Source organism: Variovorax sp. BGA-UO-ETr-C22 (genome assembly GCF_059567965.1).
Genome location: NZ_JCAQPA010000008.1, coordinates 213,562 through 231,116, shown reverse-complemented (window position 1 = coordinate 231,116; position 17,555 = coordinate 213,562). Strand labels below are relative to the sequence as shown.

General features: G+C 62.1%; 21 protein-coding genes. 6 read left to right on the top strand and 15 right to left on the bottom strand.

All coding sequences use genetic code 11. The features are described 5' to 3' along the window. Position 1: 1 nt before the first annotated feature. From AC57B8_RS08570 to AC57B8_RS08555, 4 genes are all read right to left on the bottom strand, one after another. A complete protein-coding gene (locus AC57B8_RS08570; RefSeq protein WP_496479303.1) occupies positions 2-955 on the bottom strand; it encodes an ABC transporter permease in 954 nt (317 codons plus the stop codon). Between the two features lie 127 nt (positions 956-1,082). After that, positions 1,083-2,729 (bottom strand): ABC transporter substrate-binding protein, encoded by a 1,647-nt coding sequence (locus AC57B8_RS08565; protein WP_496479478.1) that lies wholly within the window; start codon positions 2,727-2,729, stop codon positions 1,083-1,085. A gap of 44 nt (positions 2,730-2,773) precedes the next feature. Further along, complete coding sequence (locus tag AC57B8_RS08560) at positions 2,774-4,207, bottom strand: amidase (protein ID WP_496479302.1); 1,434 nt, start codon at positions 4,205-4,207, stop codon at positions 2,774-2,776. A 4-nt stretch (positions 4,208-4,211) separates the two neighbouring features. Beyond that, complete coding sequence (locus AC57B8_RS08555) at positions 4,212-4,460, bottom strand: hypothetical protein (RefSeq protein ID WP_496479301.1); 249 nt, start codon at positions 4,458-4,460, stop codon at positions 4,212-4,214. A 159-nt stretch (positions 4,461-4,619) separates the two neighbouring features. Between AC57B8_RS08555 and AC57B8_RS08550 the strand changes: the two genes are divergently transcribed. Together AC57B8_RS08550 and AC57B8_RS08545 are read left to right on the top strand one after the other, a co-directional pair. Further along, positions 4,620-5,588, top strand: a complete 969-nt coding sequence (locus tag AC57B8_RS08550) for a LysR substrate-binding domain-containing protein (RefSeq protein WP_496479300.1) — start codon at positions 4,620-4,622, stop codon at positions 5,586-5,588. A 12-nt stretch (positions 5,589-5,600) separates the two neighbouring features. Beyond that, positions 5,601-5,774, top strand: coding sequence for a hypothetical protein (locus tag AC57B8_RS08545; RefSeq protein WP_496479299.1), 174 nt, complete (start codon positions 5,601-5,603; stop codon positions 5,772-5,774). 31 nt (positions 5,775-5,805) lie between these two features. Here AC57B8_RS08545 and AC57B8_RS08540 read toward each other — a convergent pair whose 3' ends face one another. After that, on the bottom strand, positions 5,806-6,045 hold the full coding sequence (locus tag AC57B8_RS08540) for a hypothetical protein (protein ID WP_496479298.1): 240 nt from the start codon (positions 6,043-6,045) through the stop codon (positions 5,806-5,808). A 327-nt stretch (positions 6,046-6,372) separates the two neighbouring features. On the opposite strand from AC57B8_RS08540, the gene AC57B8_RS08535 reads away from it, so the two are divergent. Further along, positions 6,373-7,212, top strand: a complete 840-nt coding sequence (locus AC57B8_RS08535) for a polysaccharide deacetylase family protein (protein ID WP_496479297.1) — start codon at positions 6,373-6,375, stop codon at positions 7,210-7,212. Between the two features lie 65 nt (positions 7,213-7,277). Here the strand turns inward: AC57B8_RS08535 and AC57B8_RS08530 are convergent, their stop codons facing one another. The 10 genes from AC57B8_RS08530 to AC57B8_RS08485 all read right to left on the bottom strand — a co-directional run bounded on the left by AC57B8_RS08530 (position 7,278) and on the right by AC57B8_RS08485 (position 15,017). Further along, positions 7,278-7,415, bottom strand: coding sequence for a hypothetical protein (locus AC57B8_RS08530; RefSeq protein ID WP_496479296.1), 138 nt, complete (start codon positions 7,413-7,415; stop codon positions 7,278-7,280). 430 nt (positions 7,416-7,845) lie between these two features. Continuing rightward, the gene (locus AC57B8_RS08525; RefSeq protein ID WP_496479295.1) at positions 7,846-8,709 is read right to left on the bottom strand and encodes a MurR/RpiR family transcriptional regulator; all 864 of its coding nucleotides are present in this window, start codon (positions 8,707-8,709) and stop codon (positions 7,846-7,848) included. 12 nt (positions 8,710-8,721) lie between these two features. After that, positions 8,722-9,384 (bottom strand): aspartate/glutamate racemase family protein, encoded by a 663-nt coding sequence (locus AC57B8_RS08520; RefSeq protein WP_496479294.1) that lies wholly within the window; start codon positions 9,382-9,384, stop codon positions 8,722-8,724. Positions 9,385-9,413: 29 nt separating this feature from the next. Continuing rightward, positions 9,414-10,292, bottom strand: a complete 879-nt coding sequence (locus AC57B8_RS08515) for a PfkB family carbohydrate kinase (protein WP_496479293.1) — start codon at positions 10,290-10,292, stop codon at positions 9,414-9,416. A gap of 55 nt (positions 10,293-10,347) precedes the next feature. Further along, complete coding sequence (locus tag AC57B8_RS08510) at positions 10,348-11,142, bottom strand: transporter substrate-binding domain-containing protein (RefSeq protein ID WP_496479292.1); 795 nt, start codon at positions 11,140-11,142, stop codon at positions 10,348-10,350. A 35-nt stretch (positions 11,143-11,177) separates the two neighbouring features. Beyond that, positions 11,178-11,909, bottom strand: coding sequence for an amino acid ABC transporter ATP-binding protein (locus AC57B8_RS08505; protein WP_496479291.1), 732 nt, complete (start codon positions 11,907-11,909; stop codon positions 11,178-11,180). Next, positions 11,896-12,546, bottom strand: coding sequence for an amino acid ABC transporter permease (locus AC57B8_RS08500; RefSeq protein WP_496479290.1), 651 nt, complete (start codon positions 12,544-12,546; stop codon positions 11,896-11,898). The genes AC57B8_RS08505 and AC57B8_RS08500 overlap by 14 nt, the downstream gene beginning before the upstream one ends. Continuing rightward, positions 12,543-13,214, bottom strand: a complete 672-nt coding sequence (locus AC57B8_RS08495) for an amino acid ABC transporter permease (protein WP_496479289.1) — start codon at positions 13,212-13,214, stop codon at positions 12,543-12,545. The genes AC57B8_RS08500 and AC57B8_RS08495 overlap by 4 nt, the downstream gene beginning before the upstream one ends. Positions 13,215-13,219: 5 nt before the next feature. Further along, positions 13,220-14,257 carry a tagatose 1,6-diphosphate aldolase gene (locus AC57B8_RS08490; protein WP_496479288.1) on the bottom strand — a complete coding sequence of 346 codons (1,038 nt, stop codon included), beginning with the start codon at positions 14,255-14,257 and terminating at the stop codon, positions 13,220-13,222. 484 nt (positions 14,258-14,741) lie between these two features. Then, positions 14,742-15,017, bottom strand: a complete 276-nt coding sequence (locus AC57B8_RS08485; RefSeq protein WP_496479287.1) for a tripartite tricarboxylate transporter substrate-binding protein — start codon at positions 15,015-15,017, stop codon at positions 14,742-14,744. Positions 15,018-15,394: 377 nt separating this feature from the next. On the opposite strand from AC57B8_RS08485, the gene glnH reads away from it, so the two are divergent. From glnH to glnQ, 3 genes are read left to right on the top strand one after another with little or no spacing between them, the layout of a single operon-like run. After that, on the top strand, positions 15,395-16,147 hold the full coding sequence (gene glnH / locus AC57B8_RS08480) for a glutamine ABC transporter substrate-binding protein GlnH (RefSeq protein WP_496479286.1): 753 nt from the start codon (positions 15,395-15,397) through the stop codon (positions 16,145-16,147). Positions 16,148-16,172: 25 nt separating this feature from the next. Next, complete coding sequence (glnP, locus tag AC57B8_RS08475; protein WP_496479285.1) at positions 16,173-16,829, top strand: glutamine ABC transporter permease GlnP; 657 nt, start codon at positions 16,173-16,175, stop codon at positions 16,827-16,829. Continuing rightward, positions 16,826-17,554 (top strand): glutamine ABC transporter ATP-binding protein GlnQ, encoded by a 729-nt coding sequence (glnQ, locus tag AC57B8_RS08470; RefSeq protein WP_496479284.1) that lies wholly within the window; start codon positions 16,826-16,828, stop codon positions 17,552-17,554. Before glnP ends, glnQ begins: the two co-directional genes overlap by 4 nt. Position 17,555: the final 1 nt, after the last annotated feature.

The following is a 17,555-nucleotide window of genomic DNA, read 5'->3' as shown; positions in this document are numbered from 1 at the left end:
CTTAGCTCCTGTCGATTCGCGGGTCAAAAACGGTCTGCAGCACGTCGACGATCAGGTTGAGCGCCAGAAAAAACAGCGCCAGTACCAGGATGGATCCCTGCAGCAGCGGCAGGTCGCGCTGGAAGATCGCCTGATTCAGAAGGAAGCCCGTACCCGGCCAGGAGAACACGGTCTCGACCAGGATCGAGCCACCAAGCAGATAGCCCAGTTGCAGGCCCATGACAGCCAGCGCCGTGGGCGCACAGTTCTTCACCACATGCTTGAACACGCCGAACTCGCTCAAACCTCGTGCACGCAGGCCAATGACGAACTCTTGTGACAGCTTGTCGGCCACAAGCGCGCGCACCGTACGCGCCAGAATGCCCATGGGGATGAAGGCCATGGTGATAGCGGGCATCACCATGTACTTGACGTGCTCGAGATTCCAAATCCACTCGCTCGAGCCGTCCGGCCCTGCGCCCGTGGAAGGCAGCCATTGCAGTTTGGCCGAGAACACGATGACCATCACCATGCCGAGCCAGTAGTGCGGCACGCTGACCCCGATGACCGAGATGAAGGATGCCATCCGGTCAGCCCAAGAGTTGCGAAAGTAGCCAGCCACGAAACCAAAGAGGCAACCGAAGAAGAAGCCGATCAGCGTGGCCATCATGGCCAGCATGAAGGTGTTGCCTACCGCTTTGAGCACCTCGCCTGCAACCGGTTGGCTTGTGGCGATGGAAGTGCCCAAGTCGCCGTGCAGCGCGCGCCACAACCAGCGCACGAACTGCTCGGGCAGTGGTCGGTCGAATCCATAGAGCTTCATCAGCTGCTGCTGCAGTTCGTTCGAAGCATCGGCAGGCAGGATCGCCACAAGAGGATCACCCGGCGCGATATGCACAAGCATGAAGCACAGGAAACACACGCCCAACATGATGGGCAGTGCATACCCGACACGGCGAAAAAGGTAGCCAATCATCGTGGGCTCTCAATCAATCTAGATGCTGTGCATGGCGCGCTGTCAGGGTGCGCAGTGGGCCGCCTCTTCCGGCCCGCCGACGTCGCCTTCGAAAGGGGGCGAAGGCAACGTGTGCAGGCCGGAGGGGTCAGTCGATAGACATCGTGGCAAGGTCGATGAACCAGTTCTTCGGCTGTACCACACCCTTGACCTTCGGCGAAATGGCACGTGGACCCACGTCGTGCGCAACGAACAGATTGGGCGCTTCGTCAGTGATGCGTGCCTGAAGTTCGGACAACACCGCGGTGCGCTGCTTGTCGTCGAAGGTAATACGGGCCTTGCTGCCAAGTGCATCGACGGTCGCGTCGTTGAAATAGCCCCAGTTGGTACCGGTGGGCGCCAGAGACTTGCTATTGACGTTCCGGATCAAAGCTGTGCTCGGGTCGACTGTGGCAAAGCTCATATTGAACGCGTTGGAGCCGTGCATTGCCTGATCCTTTGCGCCCAGGCGCCAATTCGACAGCATCGTGCTCCACTCGACCAAATCAAACTGCACGTCGAAGTAGCAGTCTTTCAGATTCTGTTGCATGAACTCGTTCATCGGCAGCGGCTGCATCTGTCCTGAACCAGAGGCCGAAACCTGAACCTTGACCTTCGCCGGCTTGGATGCGCTGTACCCCGATTCCTGCATCAACTTCTTTGCTGCGGCTACGTCGTAGCGGATCTTGAAGGTCGGGTTTCCGCGCAATGACTCGCCCTCTTCCGCGATGCCGGTCGCCTCGACCATCATGCCGCCCAGCAATTCTTTAACGGCAGCGCGATCCACACACAAGTTGGCCGCTTGGCGAACCTTCTTGTCTTTGAAGGGGGAGTCCGGCAACGTCGACAGTATCCAAGACCACATTGCCGGCTGGGCGTTGGCATAGATTTTGAAGCCGCGCGCCTTGATCGCAGCGATGGAATCGGGTGCAGGCGCCTCCACCCAATCAACCTGACCGGACAGAAGTGCTGCAGTCCTCGAGTTTGCCTCTGGCAACGGAAGCAACACGACGCGATCAATCTTGGGCCGACGCTTGGGATCCCAATAGTTCGGGTTCTTCACCATCTCCAGCCGCTCACGAGGCACAAACTTGACTTGTTTGAAAGGTCCCGTCCCGGCAGGATCGAGCGCGAACGCCGCCCACGCCTGCTTGCTGCGCTCAGCCTTGTCCGTCACTGATGGCTGTACCGCTGCGAGCTTTTTCTCCCACTGCGCTGGGGAAGCCATGAAGAGATTCGTCAGGTGGGTCGGAACAAAGGCATCGGGCTGTGACGTGACAAGCTCGACCGTCAGGTCGTCGATCTTGCGCGCACTGCGAAGCGTCGGGAAGCGCGGGGTAGACACGCCGACCTGCAGCGGGTCGAATTGCGGCGCATCTTTGTCAAGTACCTTTCTGACGTTGAAGACGACCGCATCGGCATTGAAAGGTGAACCGTCATGAAATTTCACGCCGGGCCGCAACTTGAAAACCCATTTGGTCTTGTCGGCTTCATCGACTTTCCATGACACGGCCAAATTCGGGATCACCTCGCTTTCATTTGAAGCCGACGCCAGATCCCATTGCGTGAGTGCGTCGTACATGGGGATTCCGGTGAATCGATTTCCCTCGAAACCTTGGTCAGGCTGGCCGGTCGTGCGTGGAATATCACCCGCCGTCATGGCGATACGCAAGGTTTTCTCCTGCGCTTGTGCGTACATCGCACTCGAAGCCGCGAAACCGGCCATGATCAAGAATGTCGGACTCAACAATTTCATAACATCATCTCCAGTAAAGTACTTTTTCATGCAACAACGATTGACTATGCGATGTCACGTCCAACAGGAGGACGCATCGTGTGCCAATGGGTGTCCTGCTGGAACGCATCGGCAACACGCAGAATTGCCGCTTCGTCGAAGGGCTTTCCGCTCAACTGCAGGCCGACAGGCAGTCCATGGCTATCGAAGCCGCAGGGGATGCTGACGCAGGGCAGGCCGAGATAGTTGAATGGCCGGGTGTTGTCACCTAGCGCTGCGGCGTGCGCAATCACGCCGTCCGAGTCGTTCTGGTCAATATCGGTGGCCGCCCGGGTCGGGAGTTCGATCGCAATGGTCGGCGTCACCAGAAGGTCGACCTTGCCGAAGACCGATTTCGCGAACTCTCGCAGCACGCTACCCCGTCGGCTGACCGCCTCGACGTAGTAGGTCGCAGGAATGGCCATCCCCGCGTAGATGCGCGCATTGATGTGCTTGGCGATACGATGCGCACCGGCTCGCATGTTGTCCATGTGCACCTGGGACGACTCGACCCTGGGAATGAGCGTGGCGTACGCATTGATGGCGTCCATCAGAGGCAGATCGAGGTACACCAATTGCGCGCCCCGCTCCTTCAATACGGCGAGCGCGGCTTCGTAGGCCTTCATCACGCTGTGGCTCACGTTGTCGAGGAAATGGTTGTTCGGGATACCGATCCGCAGCCCGCGGACGTTACCCACCAACGCCGACTCGTAGTCGGCAACCTCGACCTTCGCGCTGCTTGGGTCGCGATCGTCATGTCCGGCGATGACTTTCAGCAGGCGTGCGCAGTCATGAGCGCTTCGCGTGAGGACTCCTACGTTGTCCATCGAAAAGGAAAGCGGCATGGCGCCATGGCGGCTCACGCGGGTCTGCGTGGGTTTCATGCCGGTCACGCCATTCGCCGAGGCCGGCAGGCGGATCGAGCCGCCGGTGTCGGATCCGAGCGAGCCGAAGGTCATGCACGCAGCGACTGCCGCACCGGATGCGCTCGACGAACCGCCGCTGACGTATCGCGGGTCCCAAGCGTTGCGCACGTCGCCGAAATGCGCGTTGTGACCGGTACCGCCCTGCGCGAACTCGGCCATGTTGAGTCCGGCGAAACAGTACGCCCCGGCGGACGCCAGGCGCTCAATGACGGTGGCGTTGAACGATGGTCGGTATTCGCCATAGATGTTCGAGCCAAAAGTGCAGCGCATGCCGGCCTGAGCGAACATGTTCTTGTGTGCCATCGGCACGCCATGCAACGTGCCTACGCCGCTTCGGGATGCAAGTGCCTTGTCCGCCGTCGAAGCAGCTGCGTAAGCACCTTCACGGTCGATCCAGATCGAGGCGTTCAAGCTCGAATCGACCTTGTCGACCTGAACCAGCACTGCGTCGAGCACCTCGACTGCCGTGAACTTCCGTTCGCGAATGCCATCGGCGACCTCGACGAGAGACATCTCTGCAAGATTGGACGCCATAAGGTCAGTCCTCCACGACGATGTGCGCGGCTTCGATCAGAGCCGCATCGAACGACGCCGGCTCATCGGTGATTCTGGAATCGCCACGCAGCTTCTCGAAAGCCTTGATGGTTGTTTCCAGTTCCTTGACCATCTTGATGGCCACTTCGTTGGGAGCGGCAACGCCGCACCAATGCTCGATCAGAGCCACCTTCGCAAAGACCAAGTCTGCGCCAATCCTTGAATCACCCATTTTCTCTCCAACTGTCAGCACGATCCCACGTCCAGCCTGTAATCACGAGCAGCGGAAAGTCGCAAACCTGATCGTGAGAAGAAGCGGGACGGCAAATGCAGCGCTAGCCTACCCGGCGGCTAGATATCTGCATAATCAGGAATTCGCTGACAGTGATAACTAACAGATATCATCTGCTGGATGACATCCGCATCCACCGTCCCCCTGCACCGCCGTCTAAAGGTGCGCCACCTGGAGCTGCTGGCGGCGCTCGACAGCGAGGCCAGCCTGCATCGGGCAGCGCGCGAGCTCGCCATGACGCAGCCGGCCGCAAGCAAGCTGCTTCTGGAAGCGGAGGCCGCTGTTGGACTGCGGCTGTTCGAACGCAGCCACCGCGGCGTCGTACCGACGCCGGCGGGTGCTGCGTTGAGCGCACGGGCAAAGCGACTGCTTGGAGTGCTCGATGGTGCGCGGGATGAACTGGCCGCAATCGAGGCGGGGGCGAGCGGCTTGGTGTCGGTGGGCATTTCCTCCGTTGCCGCACCCGTGCTCGTGCCTTGCGCGCTCGCATGGCTGCGTGAACATGCCACTCGGGTGCGTGTCCGGGTGGAGGAGGCCGGGTCAGGAGTCCTGCTCGGCGCCTTGCGCGACGGCAGGCTGGACTGCGTCATCGGCCGAGTGCTTGACGGCGACGACACCTCTGGATTCGCTATCGAGGCGCTGTACCACCAGCCGATCGTGATCGTGGCGCGCCCGGGCCACCCACTGCTGCGCCGCCGCACGCCGCAGATCGGCTGGACTGCTGCGTTGGGCTTCGAGTGGGTGCTGCCGCCGCCCGATGCCCCATTGCGCCATGCACTGGTGTCGTGGCTGGCTCAGCAGGACTTGGCCGTGCCGCAGTGTGCGATGGAGTCGGTTTCAATCCTGGCCAATGTTACGGTCGTGCGAGATTCCGACGCCCTCGCAATGATGACCCGCGATACGGCGCAGCACTACGAGAGCTTGGGGCTGCTCAAAGTGCTGCATCTGCCGTTCGAAGCACGCCTGCCTCCGGTCGCGTTGCTGCTTCGCCGAGAGGAGCCAGTGGGGGACTCTCTGAACGCATTCCGTCAAGCGCTGCGCGCGGTCAGTCACCTTGGACCACCGAAGCCGTCAATAACGCGCGCCTGATCTGCTGGCCCAATGTCCCGCTCCATCGAGGTCTTGGCCCTGATCTGCGGCCAGGACCTGCAGATCCACCGGGTCGAACGCGGCAAGGTCCAGATCTCTCGGCTCATCGACGCCGAATTTGAGTTCTGGCATTGCGTCGAGTTTGACCAGGCACTGCCTGCTCGAGGTGAGGAGGTCATGCCTTGACCGTGAACCCCCGGCGCCTCCTGGCTAAGGTCTATGGCCCCTCGACTCGCCAGAACCTCCACCACCGACGCTGTATTGCTACCCGCAATTCCAGAGGGCGCAAATCCAAGGCGTCGTAATTCGCGAGCGGTGCGCCAGTGCGCCGGCGCACCTCACGTTCGAATTCATGGGCAATGCCGCGCGCACGGGGATCCCCTTGTAGCGCCTTCTTGCGCCAATCGCTCGCCAGGGCACCCAGTTCCTCGTCGGTCAGCATCTCCTTGATCGTCATGGAGGGATTGTGCCGTCCTCTTCGCCCTTGAACGACAACAAGCGCACACAACTGCCGCGCAATGGCCAGCGGCCATGTCCGGAATTTCCCTACTCGTCCCACGAGCCCGCCTTGAGCGGGCTGTTCTACATCTGTCCTGTGCCCAACCACATCCATCTCACGAGAACCGACATCGGCCTTGCGCCCGCTGCGTCCTTCCGCCGGCGTTGTACCGGTGTTGCCATGCTTCATCCGCCCGCCCGGAGTGACTGAGATAGGAAGCATCGTCAACCGTGTCACCAAGGATCAGGCCGTCCATGTCATTTCACATGATTCAAGGGTAGCGCCGTGGTCAGTTTCAACTCGGGGGTCTCCTTTGTGCTGAACTTCGAGGAAGGCGCCGAGTACGCCATCGCCGACGGCGACGAGCGCAATGAAGCGGTGTACGAGGTGATCGATCGGCTCGACGGCATCCCGGATCCTTGTTTGCAATCGCACTTCGACTACGGTACACGAGTGGGGTGGTGGCGCATCATGGACGTTTTCGAAAGGTTTGGGGCACCCTGCACCGTGAGCGCCTGTGGCCAAGCGGTGCAACGCTCGCCGCACCTGGCACGCGACGCCGTGCAGCGGGGTCATGACGTGGCGGCCCATGGCTGGCGCTGGGAGAGCCACGCGCGCATGTCCGAAGCCCAGGAGCGAGACTCCATTGCCCGAACGGTCCAATCCATCGAGGCTGCAACGGGTGTGAGGCCAGTAGGTTGGCACACGCGTTCGGCCTCTACACCACACACAAGGCGGCTGCTGATGGAAGAAGGCGGCTTCGTCTACGACAGCGATTTTTATGGCGACGATCTGCCCTTCACCTTGCGGCGCCCCGACGGTCGGTCGCACGCAGTGCTGCCCTACGCGTTCGATGCAAATGACATGCAGTTCCAGCACACGCAACGCTTCGTGCGCGCGCAGGACTTTTCTGGCTATGTCAACGACGCCTTCGATTGGCTCTGGCGCGAGGGCGAAGTCGCCCCGCGGATGATGTCGATAGGCCTGCACCTGCGCATGCTGGGACGGCCTGCGCGCATGTGGACCCTTGAGCAGATACTGGAGCACATGCGCTTGCGTGGCCACGTGTGGATCGCCCGGCGCGATGAAATCGCTCGGCATTGGCTGCACACCACCACGCCTTAGAGCGAATATCAGAACCCCACATCATCGCCCAATGCACGGTACGAGCTCGATGAGCAACGGGACGATCAAGCATAAAAAATTAGCTCGGTGCGGTGCAAGAAAATTGCGCCATTGCTGCCGGTGGTGACACCCTCCTTCCAGAGCGGCCGCGACTGAACGAGGAGCAGGCTCTCAACGGCATCCTCTTCGTTCTGCTCGGACATCCTGGACGCCTGTTTCAGGCGAATCGCAGACAGTTTTCGGCGTGGCGGCAGACATGCGTGACGAACGCATGCCGCAGTGGGAAAGTCGTGTTCAGCGCGGCTTCGCCGTGGTGCACTGGTCGTGCGCGAAGCGATGTTCACTGGGCTGGTTCCACGCTCTGGCCCTCACTCCCACCTTTGGCAGGGATGGCCTCTTCAGTGCGTTGCCGGTACGTGCAGTGCACACACGGTGCAGTCAGAGATTGCGTCGATAGTGGGGCTCTGGCCACGCACGATGCTCTTGTCCGACTTCAAGACCGTGTGTTCCAGCGGCGCAATGACGAGGCGCCGGTCGACCACTGGAAAGTGCCCCGCGCATGCCGGTCGCGGTTCCGAACGCCAGAACGAGGAAGCAGTTAGCCATCGGGGCAAAACTGCGCCATTGCGACGATTACCGTACAGTTCGCCGGTTGCCACGCTGCGCCTTGGCTTCCTCTTCCATGACCAAGCCCACGACAAGACCGTGGCACAAGGCCATTGACGCTGCAACGGTGCGAAACCCGGCGATCTCCGCGTCGCGAACCTCAAGCACGACCTGTGCGTGTCGCGCAAACGGCGACAGCGCGCTGTCGGTGAGCGCAAGAACAGGAACGCCCTGGGCGCGCGCGCGCTCCACTGCAGCGACAGTGTCCGCATGAAAAGGGTGGAAGCTGATCGCCAGGAGCACATCGTTCTCACCCAGCGCCTGCACTTCGTCCGTCAGCATACCGCCCATCCCGCCAAGCAGACGAACGAAGCGCCGGCTGCGAGAGAGCAGGTAAGTGAGATAGGTGGCAACCGGCCACGCGCGTCGCAGGCCCACCACGTGAATCGCGCGAGCGCCGGCGAGCAACTGAATGGCCTTTTGCAATGCCTCGCCATTGGTGGATTCCTGCAGTCCCTGTAGCGAGCTGATGGAGCCATCGCACAGCAACCGGAGCATGTCATCCGACGCGTGCGGCGCTGCGGCGCGCTTGGCCTGCTGGGTGCGCATCCTTTCGCCGTAGCTCTGCGTCTGAGACAGCAGGGCGTCTCGAAAAACCGATTGCATTTCCGAAAAGCCCGAGTAGCCAAGCGTCTTGGCCAGACGCATCAACACGGACGGCTGCAGATCGGCCGCTTCGGATAGCAACTTGATGGTGTCAACGGCAGCTGCGCTAGGGTGATCGATCAAGTAGCGGGCGGCGGTTTGCAGCCGCGCCGGCAGGTTGTCGAAACGCTCCGTGATCAGTTTCCTCAAGGCGTCAAGCGTGATGGGTGCTGCAGCTTCGGTCATGGCGGTGAAGTATCAGGCCGAATCACGCACGCGGGCGACCACGTCCTGCACCAGCAGTTCGGGGCTTGCGAACACCTGCAGCCCCAACTGTTCAGCGAGCGGTTCGGCAAGATGCGCTAGCGAAGCTTGCGCCAGCACGATGCGGTCCACGCGTGGCGCCATTTCCGCCGCCGTCTCGCGGACGAGCTGATCGTGCAAGTCGCGCTGGCCGCTTGTCAATGCTTGGAACGCCGCCGCGCACAGCGCGCTCTCCGAGGGGATGTCGAGGCCGGCAGCCTGTGCATGCGCGGCCAGCAACGTTCGGCTGGGCTCGACCGTCGACGACGTCGTGCAGATCAGACCCACACGGCCTGGCGTGCTCGATACGCGAGCGTAGAGAGGATCGTCGATCTTGAGGATCGGCACGTTGACCATCTGGCGCGCGACGTCGATGGCGGGCGAAGTCGAGGAGCACGTGAAAACGATCAGCTCGGCGCCCGCGTCCGCTGCCAGCTGCGAGAGTGTGACGATGCGGCAGGTAACGTCGACAGAGGGGCCATGCCGGATCAGATCCTGCAGGACGCTTTCGTCCAGCATGTGAAAGCAGTCGGCATCGGGAAGTTCCGCCTGGAATCGCGGCCGAAAACGCTCGACAAGCATCGCGACCGTGTGAATGAAGGCAATGCGCCGGATCATGGAAGCCCTTTGAGTTGTCAGTGGAGATATCAGTGGTGCTGCGCGAGCCAGGCGTCGACTTCGGTTCGCAGTGGAATGCCGCGGCGGCCCGACGCCCGTGTGCACTTGATAGCGGCGGCGGCATTGGCGAATCGTGCCGCAGCGGCCACATCCCGACCTTCGGCTAGCGCCAGCGCGTATGCGCCGTGGAAAACATCGCCCGCACCGAGCGTGTCGATGGCCTTGACCGGGTAGCCGGGCATGGAATGCAGTGTCTCGCCGGCGAGCCATAGGTAACCGAGGGCCCCCACCGTCACGCCCACGTACGGCCCCCGCACACGCCCGCGCGCCCAGTGCAGCGCTCGGGCAGGCTCGGAAAGGCCGCTCATCCGGCTCAGCGCTGCCTCGGAGAACACGACGTGATCGGCCAGGCCAAGCAGCTCCCCTGCGAGCGGGTCGATGCTCATGTCGGCATCGAGCACGGTGGGAATGCCCGCCGCTGCCGCGAAGGTGAGCGCGCGTTTCGCGCCACGCCCCCAGCCCATGTCCGCCAGCACGACGCCGGTACCTTCGAGTTCGGAGCCTTCGATCCATTCGGCCTCGACATCCAGCCCTTCCCCTGCGAAGTGCGTGATCTGACGCTCTCCGCGGTCGTCGACCATAACATTGCTCGCCGCCGACTGGGCGCCGCGCAGGGTTCGCATGAGAGACAGGTCGACACCGTGCGCCGCCAACTCGCCGCGAATGGCATCCCCCGTGGCGTCGTCTCCCACGCGGGCGATCAGCCGCGCCGTACCCCCCAGACGCTGCACTGCCACCGCCGCTGTGGCGGCAGGGCCGCCCCCGATTTCGTCGTAGCCGCTCGCATAGATCTTGTCACCTCCGTCGGCGAACGCCGCGACCCGCATGATGCGGTCGAGGCCGCTCATGCCGATGCTGGTGACGCGGACGGGCCTGTCTGAAGTGGGCACCACGGCGTAAGACTCAGAACGAGGGCAGTTCCGGCAAGGTCATGCCGAAGTACTGCTTGAACAGTTCGGCCAGCTCGCCGTTGGCACGGACGTGATAGATGAAGGTGTTGGTCCACTGCAGCAGATCCGCACTGTCACGCTTCATGCCGATGCCGATGTGCTGTGTGCCCAGCTTGAGACGCGAGACATAGGTCTTGCCCGGGTTGGCCTTGGTCGTCTGCGCAGGAATCAGAAAACCAGTGGCCGTGGCATCCACCTGTCCCGTCACCAGGGCCTGGATCGTCGAGGCATCGTTGTCGAAACGCTGCATTTGCGCACGCGGTGCATGCTTGGTGACCAGCGCGTCCTGAATCGCGCCGCGGACAACCGACACTTTCTTGCCGTTCAGGTCTTCAAAGCTCTTGATGGGGCTGTTGGCCGCGGTCATGATGACGCTGTCCTGCAGGGCGTAGGGGATCGAGTACCAGATCTGCAGTGCGCGTTGCGGTGTGATAGTGAGCGTGGCCATTACCACGTCGGCTTTGCCGGTCACGATGAAGGGAATGCGGTTTTGGCTGGTGACAGGCACGATCTCCAGCGGCACACCCATGTATTTGGCCATCAGTTTGGCGACGCCGACGTCAATGCCCTCCGGCTGCATCGACGCATCCAGCTGCCCCCAGGGCGGGTTGTTGGTATCGATCGCCACGAGCAGCTTGCCGCGCTTGACGATTTCGTCGACGGTTACAGCGCTGGCTGCTTGCGCGGCGATCAAAAGCACGGCAGCGGCCAGCGCGCGCCACACGCGGAAGAAGTGGTTGGAAGTCATGGGTCTTGTCTCCTTGTAAAAATAAAGAACGGCATTCAGCCCTTGTTTCGGATCGACTGCACGAACTGCTGCAGCGGAGGCGTTTTGGGCGCATCGAGAAGCTCCGCCGGAGTTCCTTGTTCGCAGACCTTGCCTTCATGCATGAACACAATCCTGTCCGCGGCCTGACGGGCGAAACCCATTTCGTGCGTCACGAGCATCATGGTCATGCCGCCTCTTGCGAGCTCGGACACGACGTCGAGCACTTCGCCGACCATCTCGGGGTCGAGCGCCGAGGTGATCTCGTCACACAGCAGCACGCGCGGCTCGAGCGCCAGCGCGCGCGCAATCGCGACGCGTTGCTGTTGTCCGCCGGACATCTTGGATGGATAGGCACTGGCTCTGGAAGAGAGCTGGACGCGCTCAAGCAGGCGCGCGGCATTCGCGAGCGCGAGGTCCTTACGCGTCTTGTTCATCACGATCTGAGGCAGCGCGACATTCTCGAGCGCGCTCAGGTGCGGGAAGAGGTTGAAGCTCTGGAAAATCATGCCCACGGAGCGGCGAACCTCGCGCAGCTTCGAAGGCTGCACGGTGACACCGTCCGCGACGATCGTGCCCCCGTCGATGGTCTCGAGCCCATTGATGCAGCGCAGGAGCGTGCTCTTTCCGGAACCCGAGCGCCCGATGACGGCCACGACCTCTCCTTCGGCGACCTCGAGGTCGACGCCATCGAGCACCGTGGTTTGGCCAAAACGCTTGTGCAGCGATGAGATTTCAACGATCGGCATTGAATTTTTTCTCCAACTGTCGCGACAGCAGGTAGAGGGGGAAACAGACGCTGAAGTACATCGCACCCACGATGCTGTAGACCAGGATCGGCTTCAACGTGACGTTGTTGACGTACTGGGCCGCATGGGTGAGTTCATGAAAACCGATGATCGACGCCAGCGAAGTGTTTTTGACGAGTTGAACCATGAACCCCACGGTGGGCGGGGTGGCGATGCGCACCGACTGCGGCAACACCACATGGCGCATCTGCTCGAGATAGGAAAACCCGAGTGCGGCGGAGCCTTGCCACTGTGTCTGCGGTACAGCCTGAATCGAGCCACGCCAAATCTCGCCGAAGTACGCGCTGGCGTAGCAGGTCAGGGCCACGGTGACCGAAAGAAAGGCGTTCTGGCTGAGGCCAAAGAGCGCCAGACCGAAGAACACAAGGAACAAAAGCATGAGCAGGGGCGTGGCCTGGAACAGCTGGATGTAGCAAGCGGCGAACCAGCGCACAGGCGCCACTGGCGCAACTCGCAGCAACGCGACCAGCAGTCCGACCAGCCCGCCGCAGACGAAGGCGAGCACGGACAGGCCGAGCGTCCATCGCATCGCGGCCAGCAGGTAGAAGAACTCGACGCTTCCGAAGTCGCGGATCATGCATGTCCCCGGGTCTGGAAGTAGAAGCGATCAATCGCGGCAAAGATCAGTTTGAGCGAGAAGGCAATAGCCAGGTACATGGCCGTCACGACCAGGTAAACCTCGAAGGGGCGGAAGTTCTCGGTTTCAATCAGATGGGCGACCCCCGTAAGTTCCTCGACCGAGACGGTCGAGACCACGGCGGAGCCCAGCATCACCAGGATGAACTGGCTCGCCAGTGCCGGGAACACGGCGCGCAGGGCCGGAAACAGGATCACGTGTCGCACGATGCTCGGCACTGGAAAACCCAGCGCGCGTGCGGCCTCGAGTTGCCCACGAGGGATCGCGTCGATGCCGGCGCGCACGATTTCGGTGGCATAGGCGCCGCAGTTGACTGACATGCCGATGAGCGCCGCCTCGATCGGATCGAGTCGAACGCCCAGTGAAGGCAGCCCGAAATAAATCAGAAAAAGCTGGATCAGGAAGGGCGTATTGCGGATCGCTTCCACGTAGATCGATGCTGGCCAGCGCAACCATGCGCGATGCGAGGTTCGGGCAAGCGCGCATGCGATGCCGATCACGAGTCCGATGCCAATGGTGGCCAAGGACAGCATGATCGTGAGCCGGGCGCCCTCGGCCAAGCGAGGAAGCGCCGCCCAGACGGAACCAAACTGGAAGGCGTAGTCCATGGCGTTCAGGAAGCGGGGTAGCGCTTGTAGAAGTCCGCTTCGGCGTCGGCGAGTTCGATGCCCTGCGAGAAGGCCCTGCATCCGGTCCAGGGCGTGCCCGTTTCCTCGAGAAGGGCGTGCAGGGTCTGCACATACGGAATGCCGTCGCGTACGATGCCGGCACGCATGGCATCCCAGTCAGGGAAAGTGGATTCGAAGGTCGGCCACCAGATGGCGCGCCCAGCGAGATACCCGCTGGCGCCCGCGCGGCAAGCATGCGCGACGATGCGGCGGAAGGGTTCCATCGCGGCGCCTGCGGAGAGCATGACCCAGGGCCGGTCGAGCGCCTGACCCAGCTTGTCGAACCACTGCTGGCAGGCTGGCGACTCGGGAGCATCCGGGTGCGGTACCGCATTCGCGGCGATAGGACTCTCCATCTTGAAAATGTCCACGCCGTAGGACTCGTCGCGAAACTCGAGTGCGGTGTCGATCACCATTTCCGGGCGTTTGGTGGCGTCTTCCTGGTAGAGCGCGCTATTTCCTTCGCTGCCAAGAGGGTAAAGAAGCGGTTCCAGAAGAAACGCGATGTCGTGTCGACGGCAATCGCGGCCCACCTGCCTCACAAGTTCGCGCTGGTGCGCCTTGACGTCCTCACTCGCATCCGGGCGCCACCACAGCATGAGCTTGACGCCATCGGCCCCCATGCGCTTGATCTTTTCGACCGACCAGTCTGGATAGCCGAAGGTTTTTCGACCTCCGGGGGTTTCCTCGCAGTCCCACTGTTCGTAGGTCATCAACAGGCCGCGGCGAGGATCAGTTTGCTGTGCCGCGAAAGGATAGGCGTAGCCAGGGTCCAGCAGCATTGCGGTCGACCAGGGCGAAAGCGTTTCGATCAGAACCTGCTTGGCTCGGCCTACATCCTCGTACAGCGCGGTTGCGAGACCCCGCCTGCTTCGAACCAGGGCTTCGACCCCGGGTCGCTGATCTACAGCGGTCATCTTGAAAAGGCCGTGCTCATCAGCGAGACGACGCATCGACCACAACTTTCCAGCGGAGATTTGCATAAGCTTGGTATAGAACGTTTTTGTTGAAATTAATTCTAATAATATTTTTATTCCATTCAGGAGTGAAGCTACCCTTGTTTTCGAAAGCCGTTTGCGTTAGCCGTCACGGCGCGTGTGGGCGCATCGGGCACCAGGCACGGCCATGAGGCACGCTCTGCAAGAGCTGCGGCCAAGCGGTAGACGATGCAAGGGATGCGCTGGAGGGAGCCTGCAACGGCATCGACGCTTTGCGTCGATGGAGGCTGGGCGGCTGAGCCCACGCGTGGCCCTCAAGGCCTCGATGTGGCCGGCGATGAGCGGCCGGCGCCACCGGGTCGCTCGAGCGCACCTCCTGGCGGATCATTCTTACCCGCGAGTCGGCCTTTGCGACCTAGCCGAATGTCGACCTGAAGAGGGCGCCGCTGCGAACGCCGTCGTGCAGCAGCGGGCGCAACCGTTGTTCCACTTCATCAGCTGTGATATTCACGGACTTGATGACCTGCGCCTACCTGCGCGTCTCGCCTGCAATGAACGCACTGAAGTCGGCGGCGCTACCGCGGCGCAATTGCAGCCCCGCAGCCTCAGCCTTGCGACGGACATCCGCGTCGGACACAGCAGCCTTGATCTCCACATCCAGTCGCTCCACGCTGCAGGCCGGGATTTCAGTCGACGCGAGCATGCCATGCCAGCCATAGCCCACGACGGAAGGCAGCCCCTTCTCCCGGGTCGTCGGTGCGTTCGGGTAGAGCGGTGAGCGCTCTTCCGTGGCGACGCCCAGCACTCACAGCTGGCAAGCTTGTACGGGGGGAATCGCGGTCGAAATGGCTGTCAAGGTGGCATCGCTTCGTTGCTCGATATACAGGCTGGCAACAACGAACACCCTGTTCGGAGCTCTCTCACTAGCGCCGAAAAGCCCTGAGTGCTGCGTGCGTCAGATCGGTCGCTGCAGGCAGCGTCAGTTGAATCCGCCACTCCCGTGTGCGGGCGGCGTCGTTGGCGTTAGCGCCGCAGTTGCCTGGAAAGCTGCATAGGGCAAACCCGAGCTTGCGACGGTGCACGACTTGGCACACATTCTGCAAATGAATTTGCGAATTTGATATTTAAGCAAATTCAATTGCACCAATTCGGTGAGCCCACTCTTCCCCCGGAAGGATTGTCATGAAGAAACTCGTTCTCCGGCTGCTTGCAGCCGCGGCCGTCGCCACCTCATTCATCGCCCCCGCCACCGCGGCCGGCCCTTTGCTCGTTGCCGTGGACACGGCCTTCGTGCCTTTCGAATTCAAGCAGGGCGACACCTACGTCGGCTTCGATATCGACCTGTGGGACGCCGTCGCCAAGGAGCTGAAGCTCGAATACAAACTGCAGCCCATGGACTTCAGCGGCATCCTGCCCGCGCTGCAGACCCGCAATGTCGATGTGGCGCTGGCTGGCATCACCATCAAGGAAGAGCGCAAGAAGGTCATCGACTTCTCGGACGGCTACTACGACAGCGGGTTCATCCTCATGGTGCCCACCGCCAGCAAGATCGCCGGCGTGGCGGACCTGAAGGGCAAGACGCTGGCCATCAAGACGGGTACTTCGGCCGCCGACTACGCCAAGGCCAACTTCGCAGGCACTGAGCTGCGCCAGTTCCCGAACATCGACAACGCCTACCTCGAGCTGATGACCGGCCGCGTGGATGCGGCCATGCACGACACGCCGAATGTCCTGTACTACATTGCGACCGCCGGCGCAGGCAAGGCCAAGGCGGTCGGTCCACAGATGCTGGCGCAGCAGTACGGCATCGGGTTTCCGAAGGGCAGCCCCTTGGTCGCGCAGGTGAATGCGGCGCTGGCGAAGATCAGGGCCGACGGCCGCTATGCGGCGATCTATCGCAAGTGGTTCAAGACCGAGCCGCCGAAGTCCTCCTGATCGCATCGGCACGGAAAGCCTTTCCATGGAATTCGACTGGTCAGTGATTGCCGGCGCGCTGCCGGCACTGGCGCGCGGCGCCCGCCTAACGGTGCTCATCACCGTGGCGGGCCTGGTTGGCGGCACGCTGCTGGGCGTGCTGTTCGGCTTGATGCGCGCCTACGGGAACCGCTTCGTCGCCAGCCTGGGCTTTGCCTACGTGGGCTTGGTGCGGGGCACTCCCATTGTGGTGCAGGTCATGTTCATCTACTTCGCGTTACCCGGCTTGCTGGGCGTGCGCGTGGACCCGATGACGGCGGCCATCGCCTCCATCGTCATCAACTCCGGCGCCTACATCGCGGAGATCGTGCGCGGCGCGTTTCTCTCGGTGCCCAAGGGCCTGAGCGAGGCCGGGCTGGCGATGGGGCTGCCGCGCTGGCGCGTGCTCGCGTTCGTCGTCGGTCCAGTAGCGTTCCGGCGCATGACGCCAGCACTGGGCAATCAGTTCATCGTGAGCCTCAAGGACACCTCGCTCTTTATCGTCATCGGCGTGGGCGAGCTGACCCGCCAGGGGCAGGAAATCATGGCGGCCAACTTCCGGGCCATCGAGATCTGGACCGCCGTCGCCGCCATCTACCTCCTGTTGATCGGTGTGCTGACGCTGGGCCTGAGAACCGCCGAAAGAAGGATGCGCATCCTGTGAACATCGTCGAATTCAAGAATGTCGAGAAACGCTTCGGCGCCAACGTGGTGCTAGACCGTGTCAACCTGGAGATCCGCCAGGGCGAGGTCGTGGTGCTGATCGGCCCCTCGGGCTCGGGCAAGTCGACGCTGCTGCGTTGCATCAACGCGCTCGAAACCATCAACGGCGGCGACCTGCTGGTGGGCGGCCTGAGCGTGCGCGGCGGCAACACCGTGGCACGCGAGATCCGCCAGGAAGCCGGCATGGTGTTCCAGCAGTTCAACCTGTTCCCGCAGATGACGGCACTGGAGAACGTCGCGTTCGGGCCGCGCCAGGTACGCGGCGCCTCGAAGTCGCAAGCACAAGCCCAAGCGGCCGCGCTGCTCGCCAAGGTGGGGCTGGCCGAACGCATGCAGCACTACCCGAGCGAGCTCTCGGGTGGGCAGCAGCAGCGCGTGGCCATTGCGCGCGCGCTGGCCGTTCGGCCGAAGCTGATGCTGTTCGACGAGCCCACCTCAGCGCTCGATCCCGAGTTGCGCCAGGAAGTGCTGCGCGTGATGCAATCGCTGGCCGAGGAGGGAATGACGATGGTCGTCGTGACCCACGAAATGCAGTTCGCCCGCAAGGTCGGGACCCGACTGATCTTCATGGAGCACGGCCATATCACGGTCGACGGACCGCCAGCGCATTTGCTGGACAACCCACCGAATCAGCGCCTGCGCGATTTTCTTCAGCACGTGGAGTGAC